The organism is Actinomadura miaoliensis (genome assembly GCF_039536785.1).
GTDB classification, from domain to species: Bacteria; Actinomycetota; Actinomycetes; order Streptosporangiales; family Streptosporangiaceae; genus Spirillospora; species Spirillospora miaoliensis.
This window is the reverse complement of sequence record NZ_BAAAZG010000047.1, coordinates 253,589-269,859: the sequence shown is the minus strand read 5'-3', so window position 1 is coordinate 269,859 and position 16,271 is coordinate 253,589. Positions and strand designations below refer to the sequence as shown.

12 protein-coding genes are annotated in these 16,271 nt (G+C 74.1%); 8 read left to right on the top strand and 4 right to left on the bottom strand.

Going from position 1 to position 16,271, the window contains the following annotated elements:
* The first annotated feature begins 2 nt into the window (after nucleotides 1-2).
* Both ABD811_RS30515 and ABD811_RS30510 read left to right on the top strand, forming a co-directional pair.
* On the top strand, nucleotides 3-752 hold the full coding sequence (locus tag ABD811_RS30515) for a sugar transferase (protein WP_344954662.1): 750 nt from the start codon (nucleotides 3-5) through the stop codon (nucleotides 750-752).
* 22 nt (nucleotides 753-774) lie between these two features.
* Nucleotides 775-1,698 (top strand): hypothetical protein, encoded by a 924-nt coding sequence (locus tag ABD811_RS30510; protein WP_344954660.1) that lies wholly within the window; start codon nucleotides 775-777, stop codon nucleotides 1,696-1,698.
* Between the two features lie 46 nt (nucleotides 1,699-1,744).
* Here the strand turns inward: ABD811_RS30510 and ABD811_RS30505 are convergent, their stop codons facing one another.
* Nucleotides 1,745-1,933: a hypothetical protein gene (locus tag ABD811_RS30505; protein ID WP_344954659.1), complete on the bottom strand. Its 189-nt coding sequence runs from the start codon at nucleotides 1,931-1,933 to the stop codon at nucleotides 1,745-1,747.
* A 1,074-nt stretch (nucleotides 1,934-3,007) separates the two neighbouring features.
* Here ABD811_RS30505 and ABD811_RS30500 point away from each other — a divergent pair.
* The 5 genes from ABD811_RS30500 (at nucleotide 3,008) to ABD811_RS30480 (ending at nucleotide 7,355) form a co-directional block, all read left to right on the top strand.
* A complete protein-coding gene (locus ABD811_RS30500) occupies nucleotides 3,008-3,799 on the top strand; it encodes a sensor histidine kinase (RefSeq protein WP_344954657.1) in 792 nt (263 codons plus the stop codon).
* A complete protein-coding gene (locus tag ABD811_RS30495; RefSeq protein WP_344954656.1) occupies nucleotides 3,796-4,455 on the top strand; it encodes a response regulator in 660 nt (219 codons plus the stop codon). The genes ABD811_RS30500 and ABD811_RS30495 overlap by 4 nt, the downstream gene beginning before the upstream one ends.
* 131 nt (nucleotides 4,456-4,586) lie before the next feature.
* Complete coding sequence (locus ABD811_RS30490; RefSeq protein ID WP_344954654.1) at nucleotides 4,587-5,957, top strand: sensor histidine kinase; 1,371 nt, start codon at nucleotides 4,587-4,589, stop codon at nucleotides 5,955-5,957.
* Nucleotides 5,954-6,619: a response regulator transcription factor gene (locus tag ABD811_RS30485; protein ID WP_344954653.1), complete on the top strand. Its 666-nt coding sequence runs from the start codon at nucleotides 5,954-5,956 to the stop codon at nucleotides 6,617-6,619. Before ABD811_RS30490 ends, ABD811_RS30485 begins: the two co-directional genes overlap by 4 nt.
* A 106-nt stretch (nucleotides 6,620-6,725) precedes the next feature.
* On the top strand, nucleotides 6,726-7,355 hold the full coding sequence (locus ABD811_RS30480; protein ID WP_344954651.1) for a response regulator: 630 nt from the start codon (nucleotides 6,726-6,728) through the stop codon (nucleotides 7,353-7,355).
* 18 nt (nucleotides 7,356-7,373) lie between these two features.
* Here ABD811_RS30480 and ABD811_RS30475 read toward each other — a convergent pair whose 3' ends face one another.
* The 3 genes from ABD811_RS30475 to ABD811_RS30465 all read right to left on the bottom strand — a co-directional run bounded on the left by ABD811_RS30475 (nucleotide 7,374) and on the right by ABD811_RS30465 (nucleotide 12,694).
* Nucleotides 7,374-8,882, bottom strand: coding sequence for a serine/threonine-protein kinase (locus ABD811_RS30475; protein ID WP_344954650.1), 1,509 nt, complete (start codon nucleotides 8,880-8,882; stop codon nucleotides 7,374-7,376).
* 103 nt (nucleotides 8,883-8,985) lie between these two features.
* Nucleotides 8,986-10,680, bottom strand: a complete 1,695-nt coding sequence (locus ABD811_RS30470; protein ID WP_344954648.1) for a serine/threonine-protein kinase — start codon at nucleotides 10,678-10,680, stop codon at nucleotides 8,986-8,988.
* 94 nt (nucleotides 10,681-10,774) lie between these two features.
* Nucleotides 10,775-12,694, bottom strand: coding sequence for a serine/threonine-protein kinase (locus tag ABD811_RS30465; protein WP_344954647.1), 1,920 nt, complete (start codon nucleotides 12,692-12,694; stop codon nucleotides 10,775-10,777).
* A 266-nt stretch (nucleotides 12,695-12,960) separates the two neighbouring features.
* Here ABD811_RS30465 and lysX point away from each other — a divergent pair, with 266 nt between their 5' ends.
* A complete protein-coding gene (lysX, locus tag ABD811_RS30460) occupies nucleotides 12,961-16,248 on the top strand; it encodes a bifunctional lysylphosphatidylglycerol synthetase/lysine--tRNA ligase LysX (RefSeq protein WP_344954645.1) in 3,288 nt (1,095 codons plus the stop codon).
* Nucleotides 16,249-16,271 lie beyond the last annotated feature (23 nt).

Below are 16,271 nucleotides of genomic sequence, written 5' to 3'. Positions count from 1 at the left end.
CCATGCCGGTCTCGGAAGGCGGGCTCGTGGCCCGTCCGGTCGTCCCGTCCGCCGGCGTTCCGCCGTCGCGTGCCCGCCGGGCCCTGGACGTCGCGGGCGCGGCGGCCGGGCTGGTGCTGCTGTGCGTGCCCCTGCTGCTGCTGTACCTGCTGGTGCGGGCGACCAGCCGCGGCCCCGGCATCTTCCGGCAGGTCCGGGTGGGGCAGGGCGGGCGGCCGTTCACCATGTACAAGTTCCGCTCCATGCGGCGCGACGCCGCGGGTCTCACGGTGACCGCCCGGCACGACCCGCGCGTGACGCGCGTGGGCAGGGTGCTGCGCGCGTGGTCGCTGGACGAGCTGCCGCAGCTGGTCAACGTGCTGTGCGGGCAGATGACGCTGGTCGGCCCGCGTCCGGAGACCTACGAGCTGGCGGTGTACTACGACCAGGCGCACCGGTGGGTGTTCGACCACCGTCCCGGCATGACCGGCTTCTCGCAGGTCCGCCTGTCCGACGACGCCGTGCTGACCCCGGGCCGTGAGGTGGACCTGACGGAGTACATCCGGCAGGTCGTGCCCGCCCGCGCCGCCGTCGACGCGCTCTACCTGCGGGACCCGTCGCTGCGCGCCACCCTGCGGACGCTCGTCCACACCGCCCGCCACGTCCTCGGCCTCAGGGTGCCCGCCCTGCCCCGGCCGGTCGCGGGCGGACCTGGCGCGGTGCTCGCGGACCCGGTTCCCCGGGCGGCCGAGGAACCCGGCTCGGCGGCCTGACGGTTCCCGGCGCGCAAGCCCGATGCGGGTCAGGTCCGGGGTCGCCGCGGCGGTGACGCTCGCCGTGCTCGTGACGGGGCTGGTGGCGGGGCTGGTGGTGCACGCCCGGCGCGGCCCGTCCGACAGCGGCGGGTCGTACCGGGGGCCGCCCGCCACGCCCGGCGGTCCCGCGGCCCGGCCGGGCGGCACCCGCCACCTCGCGCTCAACACCGCGCCGCACGACTTCGCACGGCTGCGGGCGCTCGGCTACGACGTGGTGGACGTCAAGCCGGACGAGTGGCCGGTGCGCGGCGTCCCGGACGGCATGCGGGCGTTGCTGTGGGTCGGCAACTCCACGTGCGGCCCGTTCGAGCTGCCGTTCGAGGAGTTCACCGCGGCCGTGCGCCGCCTGGCCGGCCATCCCGGGGTGTACGGCTGGTACCTGTCGGACGAGCCGAACCCCGGTGCGTGCCCCTGGGTGGCCGGGGAGATACGCCGCCGCGCCGAGTACGTGCGGCGGCACGCCCCCGGCCAGGTCTCGTTCGTCTCGCTCACCGACTGGCAGCCGATGCGCGCGGTCGCGCCCGCCCGGACCGGCGTGGACCTGGTCGGGCTCGACCCGTACCCGTGCGTGCGGCCGCGTCCCGGCTGCGACCTCGGCGAGATCGACCGGATGGTCCGCATGGCCGGCGCCGCCGGGATACCGCGCCGGGTGATCGTCCCGGTCTTCCAGACGTTCGGGCAGAGCTGCGCCGACGGCACGTACCGGTTCCGGCTGCCGACCGAGGGGCAGCTGCGCGCCATCCTGCGTCGCTGGGACCGGCTGGTGCCGGACCCGCCGATGGACGTGTCCTACTCCTGGGGCCGCCAGCGGAAGTCGGCCTGCCCCACTCTGGCCGACGCCGACGGCCGTGCCGGGCGTCCCGACCTCCAGTCGGTCATGCGGGAGCACAACGCCCGCCGGTAGCCCTGATGCGGTCGCGTGACCGCACCGGGGCGCCGCCGCAGAGGCGTCAGCGGCCGCCGCCCGCCGGGTCGGCCACCGCCTGGTTCTTGGGCAGCGGCAGCTCGAACGAGCCGAGCTGCAGCGCGGCGACCTCCATGCCCACCACGACCAACGTCAACGCGGCGATCATCAGACCGAGCCGCAGGCGGGACATCCGCCGCATCGCGCGTGCCGTCACGTCGATCCGGTGCCCCACCGCACCAAGCCTGCGCACTCATTCCCCCCGGCGCCCACAACCCTGCCAAGCAGGCAAGACCCTACACAGTACAAGATCCACCCGCATTCAAAACGAACGCGGGCGCACACGATCAACAACCCCCTCCCCGGACATTCCGTTACAAAACCCCCCAATGTCAACCGAGTTTCGGGGCGCCGGGTTCCCGCCGGGCACGTCGCCTCCAGGCCGCCGCTCGCCGTCACGGCAGGCGGGTACGTGGAGCGAACCGGATGCCAGAAGGCTCGTGGGCCGCAGCGCCATCACGTCCGGGCGGTTGTCGGCCAGGCGCCTGGTCCGCCGGGACGGCACCGCGACCAGCCGGGCGTCGTTGCAGTTCAGCACCGCGCGGCCGTCGACGTCCGGAAGAAAGGCGGCGTCGTGGCACATCGGCGACGACTCGGGAATCGCGGCGATCCAGGAGCCGCGATTGTCGAGCGGGAATTGCTGCCAGGGTTGGAGTTCTATTACCTGGCGGGTCCGGCGGCGCGCGGCGTCCGACCTCGGAAGGCCGACTCCGGGCGGCACGCAATGAGGATGCGCGCGCGTTCTGGAGGCCGTTCGCTCACCCGGGGATCGAGGTGTTCGCGAGGGCCGGCCACCCGCCCGGCGTCCAGCGCCCGCGAAACATCAAGGTGATCATCTTCGATTCCGGCACCGGCGTCCAGGAAGACCTCTCGAAGCCCGTCACGGAGCTGTGAGCAGCGAAGACACCGCCACACTGAGCACCAGTGCGACAGCTTCAAGGAAAGGTAACCGTAGCTTCGAGGCGATTGCCAAAGGGCACCCGGACCACATCCGCCGGAATGCTCATACCGGCCACGCCGAGGAGAGGAAATGATGTCGGCGGGGCTACGGCAACAACCATCCGTCTCACTAACAATAGAATCGGTTTACTGATTTTTTACCCTGTCCGCTTCTGGTCAGCCCCTGGTCGGTTGCGGTCAATTGACTGGACATGCGACGTGGCGCGGGCGACGGTCTACTGGGTGCTGAAAACGGGACGGGGGTCACCCCATGGACAACGGGCAGTCTCGGTCGTCCCCGACGGAACCGGTGCGGCCGGCGGCCCTTTCCGCCGCTCCGCCGCCGGCCGCCGGGGACGACGAGCGGGCACGCGGCGTGCGGGCCGCCGACGCCGACGCCGACGCGGCGGCCGACGGCGACCTGTGGCGGCGCCGGCTGCGCCACGACATCCGCCATGAGCTCGGCACGATCATCATGCTCGCCTCGGCGGTGGCGACCGCCGACGACATCGGGGCGGGCAGCCGCGCCCGCGTCGAGCAACTGCTGGGCGAGACGCGCTGGCTCGACCACCTGCTGCGGCGGCTGGAGGCCGACGACGGCCCGGCCGACGGCACACGGCCGCCGCCCGGGCCCGAGCGCGTCCGGGTGGACGAGCTGGCCGCCGAGGTCGTCACCGGGCTGCGTCTGGCCACGCCGCGCCGCATCCTGTTCGGCGGCGCCGAGGCGTGGGCGCACATGGAGGCGGTGGCGCTGTGGCGGGCGCTGCGCAACGTCCTGGACAACGCCTGCCGGGTGGCCGAGAGCCGGGTCGAGGTGCGGGTCACGGCCGAGGGCGGCTGGGTGATCGTTCAGGTGGACGACGACGGCCCCGGTTTCGGCTCCGCCGGCGCCCGGACGGCCGCGGCGCGGCACGCGCCCTTGCCGGGACGCCTGGGGCTGGGCATCGTGCACGACATCGTGTCCGGCCACGGCGGCAGCCTGGAGATCCGCACGGGCGAGACGGGCGGCGCCCGCGTCCGCCTGCTGCTGCCGTCGGCGCCGCCCGCGCCCGCCACCGCGTCGGCCGCCGCGTCCGCCGAACCCGGACGGGCTCGCCGATGAGGCTCATCGTGTGCGACGACCACGCGATGTTCGCCGACTCGCTCTCGCTGGTGCTGGCCGACGCGGGCCACGTCGTGGTGGGCGTGGCCTACTCGCCGTCCGAACTGCTGCCGGTGCTGCGCGGCCGCGACGCCGACGTGTGCCTGGTCGACCTGCGCTTCCCCCAGGGCGACGTGCTGGAGTGGATGCCCCGGCTGCGGGGCGCCGCGCCGCGCACGCGGTTCGTCGTGCTCACCGGCTATCTCGACCGGCCGATCCTGGAGGCAGGGCTGGCGGCGGGCGTGCGCGGGTTCGCGGACAAGGGCCGCCAGGCGGACGACATCCTGGCCCTGCTCCAGCGGGTCGAAGCGGGCGAGGTGGTGGTCGACCACGCCGCGACGCACGGCGATGCCGGGGCCGTGCGGCGGCCGCGCCGCCAGGCGCAGAGGGCGGCGCGGTTCCTCACCCCGCGCGAGCGCGAGGTGCTCACCCGTCTGACCCGCGGCGAGTCGACGCAGGCGCTGGCCAAGGCCATGGGCGTCACGCGCAGCACCGCCCGCAGCCACGTGCGCAGCGTGCTCGGCAAGCTCGGCGTGCACTCGCAGCGTGAGGCGGTGATCGAGGCGGCCCGGCACGGCCTGGTGAGCGTCGAGACCGGCGAATGGCTGGCCGGCTGACCTCCTGGCATGCCGGGGCCCGCCGCGACTCCGGCACACCACAGGACCCCGCCCGGTACACCCCAGGGAGTACCGCGCATCACTCCTGGGAGCCGATGCCGGGCCGCCCGGATCCCCCTTAGCCTGCAGGAATGAGCACTACCGCGGGAGGCGCCCACGTCCGGGCACACTGGCCCACGCCGTCGCAGTGGCCCGTGTGGCTGGCGCCGCTGTTCGTGGCCCTGCTCCAGGTCGGCGGCTCCTTCGGCGCGCAGAGCGGGGAGAGCGGCAGAGGGCCGCAGGGAGGTCCCTGGACGGAGCAGGGGCCGTGGGGGCACGGCGGAGGCCACGACTACCCCTTCCAGCACCTGGACGCCTTCGGTGTGGCGCTGCTCGTGGCGGGCCCGGCGATGCTGCTGCTGCGGCGCCGCCGTCCCGTCCTCACCCTGGCCGTGGTGGGCGTGATCACGGGCCTGTACTTCCTGCGCGGCTACGTCATGGGCCCGGCACCGGTCGCGGTGGCCGTGGCGACGCTCGGCGCGGTCCTGGCGGGCCACCGCGTGATCGCCTGGGGCGGCACCGCCGCCGCCCTCGCCGGATACTTCTCCCTCACCGCGGTCATCGGCGTGCCGCTGGAGCGGCGCGGCCAGGGCGACGCGCCGTTCCCGGTGGAGGAGCCCACCCTCGGGATCATCACGTTCACCGTGGCGTGGGCGCTGGTGGTGCTGATCGCCGCCGAGCTGATCCGCATGCGCGGGCAGAAGCTGGCCGAGGCCGCGCGCACCCGCGCCGAGGAGGAGAAGCGGCAGGCCAGCGAGGAACGGCTGCGCATCGCCCGGGAGCTGCACGACGTCCTCGCGCACAACATCTCGATGATCAACGTGCAGGCCGGGGTGGCGCTGCACCTGCTCGACGACGACCCCGGGCCGACCGGGACGGCGGCGGCGCGCACCGCGCTCGCGGCGATCAAGGAGGCCAGCAAGGAGGCGCTCACCGAGATGCGCTCGGTGATCGGGGTGCTGCGCTCGCAGGGCGAGAGCGCGCCGCGCTCCCCCACCGCCGGGCTGGACCGGCTGGAGGACCTGCTCGACCGGGCCCGTTCGGCCGGGCTGGACGTCCGCGCCGAGATCACCGGCGACCGGCGGCCGCTGCCCGCGGGCACCGACCTGGCCGCCTACCGCATCGTCCAGGAGTCCCTGACGAACGTGTCGCGGCACGCCGGGCCCGGCCCGGTGACGGTGCGGGTCCGCATCGGCTACGGCGAGCACGAGATCTCCGTGCGGGTGGAGGACGACGGCCGCGGGGTGTCCCTGCTGGACGACCACGCGGGCGGCAGCGGCATCCGCGGCATGCGCGAACGCGCCGCGGCGCTCGGCGGCACGTTCGCCGCGGGCCCGCGGCCGAGCGGAGGGTTCGGCGTCCGTGCGACACTGCCCATCATCGAGGAGCCCGCGCCGGACGCCCCCGCCGACGTCTCCAGCGCCGCGGCGCGCGGGCCGGACACCCCAGGGAGTGCCGAGTGATCAAGGTTGTGCTCGCCGACGACCAGGTGCTCGTCCGCGCCGGGTTCCGCGCGCTGCTGGCCGCCCAGCCCGACATCGAGGTGGTCGGCGAGGCCGGCGACGGCGAGGAGGCCGTGGCGGCCGCCCGGCGGCTGCGCCCCGACGTCATCCTCATGGACATCCGCATGCCCCGCCTGGACGGCCTGGCCGCCACCCGGCGCATCTGCTCCGACGAGCGGCTCGACGGCGTGCGGATCGTCATCCTCACCACGTTCGAGCTGGACGAGTACGTCTTCGAGGCGCTGCGCGGCGGCGCGTCCGGCTTCCTGGTCAAGGACACCGAACCGGTCGAGCTCATCCACGCGGTGCGGGCGGTGGCGGCCGGGGACGCCCTGCTGTCGCCCAGCGTCACCCGCCGGCTGATCGTCGAGTTCGCCGCCCGCGCCAAGGAGCCCGCGCCCTCCCCCCGGCTGAACGCCCTCACCGACCGCGAGCGCGAGGTGATGGCGCTCGTCGGCGAGGGACTGAGCAACGAGGAGATCGCCGAGCGGCTGGTGGTGAGCCCCGCGACCGCCAAGACGCACGTCAGCCGCACCATGGTCAAGCTCGGCGCGCGCGACCGGGCCCAGCTCGTGGTGCTGGCGTACGAGTCCGGACTTGTCAAACCCGGCTGGCTGCCCTAGAAATTCTCAGTCTGTGGCAATTCGATGTCCGCTGCGCGCTGTTCGGTGGGGGCGCGGACATGACAGGGTGGACGCGAGTCGTCCGCCGCCGGGTTGAGGGAGTCAGGTGACGCACGCCACGAGGATCCTGGCCGTCGACGACCGCGAGGAGAACCTGGTCGCTGTCGCGGCGGTGCTCGACGTGCTGCCGGTCGAGGTGGTGCCGGTCTCGTCCGGTCCGGCCGCCCTCAAGGAGCTGCTGAACGACGAGTTCGCACTGATCCTGCTGGACGTCGTGATGCCGGAGATGGACGGTTTCGAGGTGGCCGGGCGCATCAAGAGCCGCCCCCGCACCCGGGACATCCCGATCATCTTCCTGACCGCGGCGGGCTCGGCCGACGAGCAGGTCTACCGCGGGTACCAGGCCGGCGCCGTCGACTACGTGACCAAGCCGTTCGACCCGTGGCTGCTGCGCGCCAAGGTGTCGGTGTTCGTCGAGCTGCACCGCCGCCACGTGCGGCTGCGGCAGCAGGCCGAGCTGCTGCGCCGGGCCGTGTCCGGCGGCGACCCGCAGACCGGCGAGGGCGACCGGCTGCTGCGGTCGCTCGGCGAACGGCTGGCCCGGGTGGAGGACGACGTGGCGCGGCTGCGCTCACGCCGCGCCGACCCGCCGGCCCCGGACGACGACCTCGACCGCCTGGAGAGCCACGTCGGCGACCTGCGCGAGGCCCTCGACGCCCTCTTCCCCGGCGACTAGCCCGCCCGGCGCGGCGCGTCAGCCGCCGGTGAGCCTGTTGCGCAGGATGAAGGCCCCGGCCAGCACGGCGCCCACCACCAGGACCACCGCCACGACGACGAACACCAGCGTGCGCACCTGCTCGCGGACGTCGTCGCGTCGCGCGGCCGAGGACGGCTCCCACTGCCGGTGCGGCTCGGCGGACCGCTCCCACGACGGCGAGGCCGGCGGCGGCGTGGTCAGCGGCGTCGACGCCTGCCGCGTGGCCGCCTCCCAGTCGCTCTCCAGCAGCGTGCGCGCCTCGGGGTCGGCGCCCGCGGACGGACGCGCCCCGCCGCCCGACCGGTACGACGGCGACGGCGACGGCGAGTGAGACGGGGACGGGGACGACTGAGGTGACGGGGACGACCGAGGTGAGGGGGACGATTGAGGCGACGGGGAGGCCGCCGAACCCGTGTCGTCGCGGGTGTCCCCGTAGAACTCGGTCGCGTCGAGCACCGTCTCGTCGGCGCCGCGCCTGTCGTCGACCACCCACGCCGGAGCCGGGACCGATGACGAGGCGGCCGCGCCGTAACCGCTGCCGGGATCGTCCAGCGCGGTGTCGTCCACCACGGTCTCGTCGGCGCGCCCCCGGCCGGACGACGCTCGGGGCCCGTCCGCCGGGTAGCGCGCGGGCGTGTGCCGCTCGGCGGGCGGACGCGGCGCGGGCACCCGCGTCGGCCGAGGAGGCTGCGGGGGCGCCGAGGCGATCCTGGTCAGCAGCGGCATCGCCTGCGCGGCGGTCATCCGGTACGCCGGCTCGCGGGCCAGCAGCCCGTCCAGCACCGGCCCCAGCGGACCGGCGTTGCGGGACGGCGGCACCGGCTCGCTCAGCGCGGCGGCCAGCGACGACATCGCGTCCGACCGCTCGTAGGGGGAGCGTCCCTCCACCGCCGCGTACAGGGTGGCGCCCAGCGCCCACAGGTCCGAGGCGGGCACGGCCCGCTCGCCGCGCGCCCGCTCCGGCGGGATGTACGCGGGCGAGCCCATGACCAGCCCGGTCTGGGTGAGCGTGGAGTCGCCCTCGGCCTGCGCGATGCCGAAGTCGGTCAGCACCACCCGGCCGGAGTCGGTGATCAGCACGTTGCTCGGCTTGACGTCGCGGTGCAGGATGCCCTTCTCGTGCGCGGCCCGCAGCGCCGACAGCGTCTGCAGCCCGATCTCGGCGACCCGGCGCGGCTCCAGCGGCGCCCGCTCGATGAGGTCCTGCAGGGAGCGGGCGCGCACCAGCTCCATCACGATCCACGGCCGTCCGGACTCCTGCACCACGTCGTGGACGGTGACCACGCCCGGGTGGTTGAGCCGGGCCGAGGCCCGCGCCTCCCGGAAGGTGCGCTCGTACAGCACGTCCCGCTCCGCGGGGCTCAGCCCCGGCGGCAGCACCACTTCCTTGATCGCGACCTCGCGGTCCAGCGTGACGTCATAGGCCCGCCATACCGTGCCCATGCCGCCCCGGCCCACCACCTCGTCGAGCCGGTAGCGGTCGGCCAGCAGATGACCCTCTCCCATGACCCCATGGTCCCCCGTCGCGCCGCGCGCCGCATCGGGTCCCCTCCCGACGCGCACGTCGCGGACATGTGTGGTACTGGGACGCCTCCGGCCGTCCCGTGGTTCATCGCACCCCTGTCGGGCGGAACGTGTCCAGGACATTGTTCACGGTTTCCTGGTACTGGTTCCACCTCGACACCGGAACCGCGACGAACACCGCATAGGACCTGCCGCCGGCCTTCACGCCGCGGTCCACGGCGCGCACGCCGCCGCGCATGTTGAAGGTGAACTCCAGGTCGGCCGCCGGATGCCCGTCCACGCTGGTGCTCCGCAGGTCCAGGCGGCGGTAGCCGGGCAGGCTGTTCCTGGCGACGACCTCGCGCTCCCACTGCCGCCAGTGCGCCATCGGCTCGCCGGACCACGGCGTGCGGTCGATCTGGATGTACGCGCCGGTCGCCGAGTCGCGCCAGAAGACGCTGGCGCCGCGTTCGGTGCGCACCCAGCCGTTGGGGACGGCCACGGTGAAGCCGGGGCCGCGCGCGGTGCGGAACCCGGGCGGTGCCGCCGGGGGCGGCGGGTCGGACGGGGTCGGGTCGGGGCTGGACGTCTCGGGGTCCGGCGAATTCCGCGCCGGGTCGGTGGCGGCCCGGCCGGTCGGGGCGCCGGCGAGCGTGGTGCGGGTGGCCGGCGGGGTGCCGCCGCGTCCGCGGTCGGGCCACAGGGCGACCGTGACGGCGACCGCGACCGCCGTGACCGCGACCATGGCCCCGACCGTCATCAGCACCAGATGGCGGTCGGAACGCCGTGCACGCCCCGGTTCGCCGCCGCCCGGCGACGTGGTGACCGCGTCGTGCGGTGACCACACCTGGCCACCGTGCGGAACATGCGCGGTCGCGTCGTGCGCCGGGCCGCCCGGCGCGGCGACGGGCGGCGCGGGGACGGGCGGAGGCGCCGGGCGGGCGGGGACGTCCACCGCCGTCGACCCGGCCGCGATCTGTGCCAGCAGCGGCTCGGCCTGCTCGGCGGTCATCCGCCTGCCCGGGTCGCGTTCCAGCAGGCCCAGCAGCACCGCGGTCAGCGGGCCGGCGTTGCGCGGCGGGGGCGGCTCCTCGGTCATGATCGCCGCGAGGACGGCCATGGCGTCGGTGCGGTGGTGCGGCGGCCTGCCCTCGCACGCGGTGTACAGGGTGGCGCCGAGCGCCCACAGGTCCGAGGCGGGCACGGCGCGGTCGCCGCGCAGCCGCTCGGGCGCCATGTACGCGGGCGACCCCACCAGCAGGCCCGTCTTGGTCAGCGTCGCGTCGCCCACCACGTGCGCGATGCCGAAGTCGGTCAGCACGGCCCGGTCATCGTCGCCGACCAGCACGTTGGCGGGCTTGATGTCGCGGTGCAGGATGCCCACGGCGTGCGCGGCCCGCAGCGCCGACACGATCTGCCGGCCGATCCCCGCCGCCCGCGCCGGGGGCAGCGGGCCGTCCTCGTCCACCAGTTCCTGCAGCGACCGCGCGCGCAGCAGCTCCATGACGATCCACGGGCGGTCGTCCTCGTCGACCACGTCGTGGACGGTCACCACGCCCGGGTGGTTGAGCCGCGCCGACGCCCGCGCCTCGCGCAGGGTCCGGACGTGCCGCTCGCGGCGCTCCTCGTCGCTCACCGCGGCGTGCACGACGACCTCCTTGACCGCGACGTCGCGGTGGAGGGTCTCGTCGCGGGCCCGCCAGACGGTGCCCATGCCGCCGTGCCCGACCACCGAGACCAGCCGGTAGCGCCCGGCCAGCAGCCGTCCGGCGCCCGCTTCCGTGTTGTCCCCCTGCGACATGTGTGGCGACCCTACCGATCTCCGTAGTCAGATCCGCTCATGTTCGTGAAATACGGCCCTAAGGGGACGAGGAGCCGGGCCGCGGGCCCGGACGTCAGTCGTCGGTCTCGAACTTCTCGTAGACGGGGGCGAGTTCGGCGAGCGTGCCGTCCCATCCGTCGTGCGGCGCCACCAGCAGGATCGCGAACCCGAAGTCGTCCATGACGAACCCGCGGTTCAGCGCGTGCAGGCGCCCCGACTTCCCGTTGTAGGTCCACTCCCAGTCGGCGGCGTCGGCGCCGGACGGGTCGCTGACCGGCTCCCCCTCCGTCACCGGCGCGATCTTGATCTCGTCGTAGCCGGGGAACCGGCCGCGCGCCGAGGGGGCGAGGTTCTCCCAGTCCTTCAGCGCGCTCTCGTTCGGGTCGGAGGTCTGGTCGATCTGGATGTACCCCTCGCCGCTCGGCGGGGTGAAGAACACGCTGGTGGGGGACGTGCTGCGCCGTTCGGGGCCCTTCCAGTCCTCGGGGATCACCGTGGAGAAGTTCTTGCCGCGGTACAGGCGGAAGCCCTCCGGGACGCGGGAGGCGGTCGTCGGCGTGGCCGGGGGCGAGGACGACGCGGGGGCGGTCGTGTTCGGCGCCGAGCGGGTCTGCGCCGTGGCGGACGGGGGCGGCTGGGTGGCGCCGCGCGTGGCGCCCTCGTTGTCGTCCTTGCCGACCCTGGCCAGGGCGTATCCGGCGACGGCGACCAGCACGATCACCACGATGACCACGGCGATCACGACGCCGCGGCCCAGGGCGGGCGGCCGGCGCGCGGGGCCGGTGGGCGCCGCCCCGCCGCCGACGGGCCGTGTGCCGGGCGCCGAACCTCCCGGCACGGCGTGCGCGCCCGCCTCGTCCATGGCGGGGCTCAGGCGGGTGCCGCCGGGCAGGTCGTCCCGCCGGTGCGACTGGGTGTCGAGCCCGGACGACGACCCGCCGGACTCGCCGCCGCCGGACGGCTCGCCGCCGCCCGGCTTGTCGGCGTACAGGCTGGAGTAGGGGTCCGCGGAGGGGTCGGCGTACGGCCGCGCCGTGCCGGACGCCTCGTCCACCGCCGTACCGGCCGCGTCGCCGTCGGCCGGTTCGGACGCGCGGCCGGGCGGACGGCCCAGCAGCTCCTCCAGCGGCACCTCGACCGCCAGCGTGCGCTGGGTGTCGACGGTCTCCATGCGGACGATGTCGTCCAGCAGCGCCCCCGCCTCGATGGCGTCCATGCGCTGGTCGGGGTTCTTGCGCAGCAGGCCCTCGATCACCGGCGTCAGCGGCCCGGCGTTCTCGGGCGGATCGGGCTCCTCGGAGATGACGGCGACCAGCGCGGCCATCGGCTCGGAACGTTCGAACGGCGACTTGCCGTGCAGCATCGCGTACAGCGTGACGCCCAGCGACCACAGGTCCGAGGCGGGCCCGGCGGTGCGGCCGCGGGCCCGTTCGGGCGCGATGTAGGCGGGCGAGCCCATGACCAGCCCGGTCTGGGTCAGCGTGGCGTCACCGGCCGAGGTGGCGATGCCGAAGTCGGTGAGCACCGCGCGGTCGCCCCGGCTGACCAGCACGTTGGACGGCTTGACGTCGCGGTGCAGCACCCCGGCCTCGTGCGCGGCGTGCAGCGCGGCCAGCATCTGGCGGCCGAGCTCGGCGGCGCGGCGCGGCTCCAGCGGGCCCTCGCTCTTGATGATCTGGTCGAGGGACGGCGCCCGGAGCAGCTCCATGATGATCCAGGGCCGGCCGTCCTCCTCGACCACGTCGTAGACGGTGATGACCCCGGGATGCCCCAGCCGGGCCGCGGTGCGCGCCTCGCGGAAGGTGCGCTTGTGCTGGACGGCGCGTTCCTCGTCGGTGAGACCATGCGGGAGGATGACCTCCTTCACCGCGACGTCACGACCGAGGACCTCATCGTGCGCATGCCAGACCGTGCCCATGCCGCCGCGGCCGACCGGGGTCACCAGTCGGTAACGGCGGGCGAGCAACCGCTCCCCGGTGGTCTCGTTCGGCATATCGGCGACCATATCGACTTTTGCTGACAACCTTGGACCCGGCTCGGCGGCCGGAGCCCTCTCGGGGTAGGACGTCCGCCGCGCCCCCGAAGTTCGCACCGATCACAGGCGGAATCCGCGCGGCCGCCTCCGGGCAGGTCACGCCGCGCGGCGGACAGAGGCGTGAAGACGTGACAGCCGGTACAAAGAAGAGAACGCAGCTCGATCACAAGCGGCATCGGCACGGGCGGCTTGGTGACGAGCGGCATGGTCGCGATGGGAGCAGCATGACGGACAGGGGCCTGCCCGGCGCGTGGCGGAGCCTGATCGAGTCGGTGCCGACGGTCTTCTTCTGGTACACCCGGCTGTCGGGCATCCTGTCGATCCTGTCGTGGCTGTCGTCCGACCTCATCCTGCGCATCGCCGACATCTGGGCGCTGCGCTGGATCTACTACCTCGGGCTGTCGCCGAGCCTGCCGCTCGGCCTGCTGTACATCCTGCTGTCGATGGGGATCCGGCGGCGCAAGAAGGCCGCCTGGCGGATCCTGATGGTGCTGTTCGGGCTGTACGCGGCGTACTCGGTGCTGATCCTGATCGCCGTGGTGCTCGACCCGGCCGAGCCGACGGCCAGCGGCGAGATCGTCACCGCCGTGTCGTACTGCGCCGTGCTGGGCCTGCTGATCGCGGCGCGCGGGCAGTTCACCACGCTGCCCGACCGGGCCAACCGGCGCCTGGCCGCCATCGTGTTCTCGGTGTGGCTGGTCGTCAGCGGCGGCATCGGCACGCTGCTGGTCTCCGTCACCGACCGGGACGCCGAGGGCAGCGGGTGGACCCACCCGGCCTACGTGGTGCTGCAGACGGTGCTGGGCGCCGGCCTGACCGGCGGCGACCTGGACGTGAACGTGCCCGGCTGGGTCGACACCGCCATCGGCGTGCTGGGCACCGGCCTGCTGGTCATCACCTTCTGGGCGATGTTCCGGCCGGGACGCCGCGAGGCGGTGCTCAGCGCCGAGGAGGAGCTGGCCGCGCGCACCCTGCTGGCCGAGTACGGCGACGAGGACTCCCTCGGCTACTTCGCGCTGCGCCGCGACAAGGACGTCATCGTGGCGCCCAACGGCAAGGCCGCCATCGCCTACCGGGTGGAGGGCTCGGTGTCGCTGGCCAGCGGCGACCCGCTGGGCGACCCCGAGTCGTGGGACCAGGCGATCGAGGCGTGGCTGAGCGAGTGCCGGGCGCACGCCTGGATCCCCGGCGCGGTCAGCGTGGGCGAGCGCGCCGCGCACATCTACAAGCGGCACGGCTTCACCGCGCTGGAGCTCGGCGACGAGGCGATCATCGACCTGACCGAGTTCAACCTCGAGGGCCGGGAGATGCGGCAGGTCCGGCAGGCGGTGCGGCGGGTCGAGCGGGCCGGGTACTCGGTGCGCATCCGGCGGCACTCGCAGATCCCCGACTGGGAGATGGAGCAACTGGTCCGCAGCGCCGACGCCTGGCGCGGCGAGGACACCGAGCGCGGCTTCTCGATGGCGCTCGGCCGGCTGGGCGACCCGACCGACGGCCGCTGCGTGATGGTGGAGGCGTTCGACGCCGAAGGCCGGCTGCGCGGGCTGCTCAGCTTCGTCCCGTGGGGCCGCACCGGCCTGTCGCTGGACCTGATGCGCCGCGACCGCACCGCCGAGAACGGGCTGAACGAGTACATGGTCGCCAAGCTGGCCGAGAAGGTGGCCGGGCTGGGCGCCAAGCACATGTCGCTGAACTTCGCGATGCTGCGGTCGGCGTTCGAGCGCGGCTCGCAGATCGGCGCGGGTCCGGTGGCGCGGCTGTCGTACCGGTTCCTGTCGTTCGCGTCCAAGTTCTGGCAGCTGGAGTCGCTGTACCTGGCCAACGCCAAGTACATGCCCGAGTGGCGGCCGCGGTTCATCTGCTACGAGCAGAGCCGGCACCTGGTGCGGCTCGGCCTGGCGTACGCGCGCGCCGAGGGCTTCCTGCCGAACCTCAACCGGCCCAAGCTGGAACGTGCCGCCCGCACCGTGCCGCCGCCGGACGTCGTCGCCCGCATCCAGGAGATCGAGGACGCGGCCAAGGGACCGCGCCCGCCGGTGCGCCGCCTGTCGGAGCAGGAACGGGTGCGGCACGCCAAGCTCGACCAGATCCGCGCCGGCGGCATGGACCCCTATCCCCTCGGGTTCGACCGCGCCGACTTCGCCGCCGAGATCCGCGCCCGCCACCCGGGCCTGGCGCCCGACACCCGCACCGGCGAGGAGGTCGCGATCGCCGGGCGGGTGGTGCTGGCCCGCGAGCACGGCCGGCTGGTGTTCGCGACGCTGCGCGACGAGACCGGCGACCTGCAGGTCATGCTGGCCGAGGACGCGGTGGGCGCCGAGGCGCTGCGGCGCTGGAAGTCACTGGTCGACCTCGGCGACCTGGTGGGGGTGACCGGCGAGGTCGTCACGTCCCGCACCGGGGAGCTGTCGGTGCTGGCCGCGTCGTGGACGATGACCGCCAAGTGCCTGCGTCCGCTGCCCAACAAGCGGACCGGGCTGGCCGACCCCGAGGTGCGGGTGCGGCAGCGGTACGTCGACTTCATCGTCAACGACGAGGCCCGCCGGATGCTGCGCATGCGCGGCGACGCGGTGGCCGCCGTGCGCGACACGCTGCGCGAACGCGGCTACCTGGAGGTCGAGACGCCGATGCTGCAGCCGATCCACGGCGGCGCGGCGGCCCGTCCGTTCACCACCCGCATCAACGCCTACAACATGCAGCTGTACCTGCGGATCGCGCCGGAGCTGTACCTCAAGCGGCTGCTGGTCGGCGGGGTCGGCAAGGTGTTCGAGCTGAACCGCAACTTCCGCAACGAGGGCGTGTCCAACAAGCACAATCCCGAGTTCACGATGCTGGAGGCCTACGAGCCGTACGGCGACTACGACACCATGGCCGCGCTGACCCGCGATCTGGTGACGGCGGCGGCCAAGGCGGCGCTGGGCACGACGGTGGTGGTGCGCGACGGCGTCGAGTACGACCTGGCCGAGCCGTGGCGGGAGATCACCGTGTACGGGTCGGTGTCGCAGGCGCTCGGCGAGGAGGTCACCCCGGACACCCCGCAGCGCACCGTGCGCGAGCTGGCCGACCGGGCGGGCGTGAACGTCGACCCCGGCTGGGGCCAGGGAAAGATCGTGCAGGAGCTGTTCGAGGCGCTGGTCGAGGAGACCCTGGTCGCGCCGACGTTCGTGCGGGACTACCCGGCCGAGACCTCGCCGCTGACCCGCCCGCACCGCGCCGACCCGCGGCTGGCGGAGAAGTGGGACCTGATCGTGTTCGGCCTGGAGCTGGGCACGGCGTACTCGGAGCTGATCGACCCGATCCTGCAGCGGCAGCGGCTCACCGAGCAGTCGCTGCAGGCGGCGGGCGGCGACCCGGAGGCGATGGAGCTCGACAGCGACTTCCTGCGCGCCCTGGAGTACGCGATGCCGCCCGCCGGCGGCATGGGCATGGGCATCGACCGGCTGCTGATCACGCTGACCGGCCGCAGCATCCGGGAGACCATCCCGTTCCCGCTGGTCAAACCGGGGTCGTAGGCGGTCCCCGCCGTCCTGGGGGT

Bases quoted from the DNA above. Each gene is read 5' to 3' on its own strand.
- ABD811_RS30515 (WP_344954662.1), top strand. From the start codon at position 3: ATGCCGGTCTCGGAAGGCGGGCTCGTGGCCCGTCCGGTCGTCCCGTCC.
- ABD811_RS30510 (WP_344954660.1), top strand. From the start codon at position 775: ATGCGGGTCAGGTCCGGGGTCGCCGCGGCGGTGACGCTCGCCGTGCTC.
- ABD811_RS30495 (WP_344954656.1), top strand. From the start codon at position 3,796: ATGAGGCTCATCGTGTGCGACGACCACGCGATGTTCGCCGACTCGCTC.
- ABD811_RS30490 (WP_344954654.1), top strand. From the start codon at position 4,587: ATGAGCACTACCGCGGGAGGCGCCCACGTCCGGGCACACTGGCCCACG.
- ABD811_RS30475 (WP_344954650.1), bottom strand. From the start codon at position 8,882: ATGGGAGAGGGTCATCTGCTGGCCGACCGCTACCGGCTCGACGAGGTG.
- ABD811_RS30470 (WP_344954648.1), bottom strand. From the start codon at position 10,680: ATGTCGCAGGGGGACAACACGGAAGCGGGCGCCGGACGGCTGCTGGCC.
- ABD811_RS30465 (WP_344954647.1), bottom strand. From the start codon at position 12,694: ATGCCGAACGAGACCACCGGGGAGCGGTTGCTCGCCCGCCGTTACCGA.
- lysX (WP_344954645.1), top strand. From the start codon at position 12,961: ATGACGGACAGGGGCCTGCCCGGCGCGTGGCGGAGCCTGATCGAGTCG.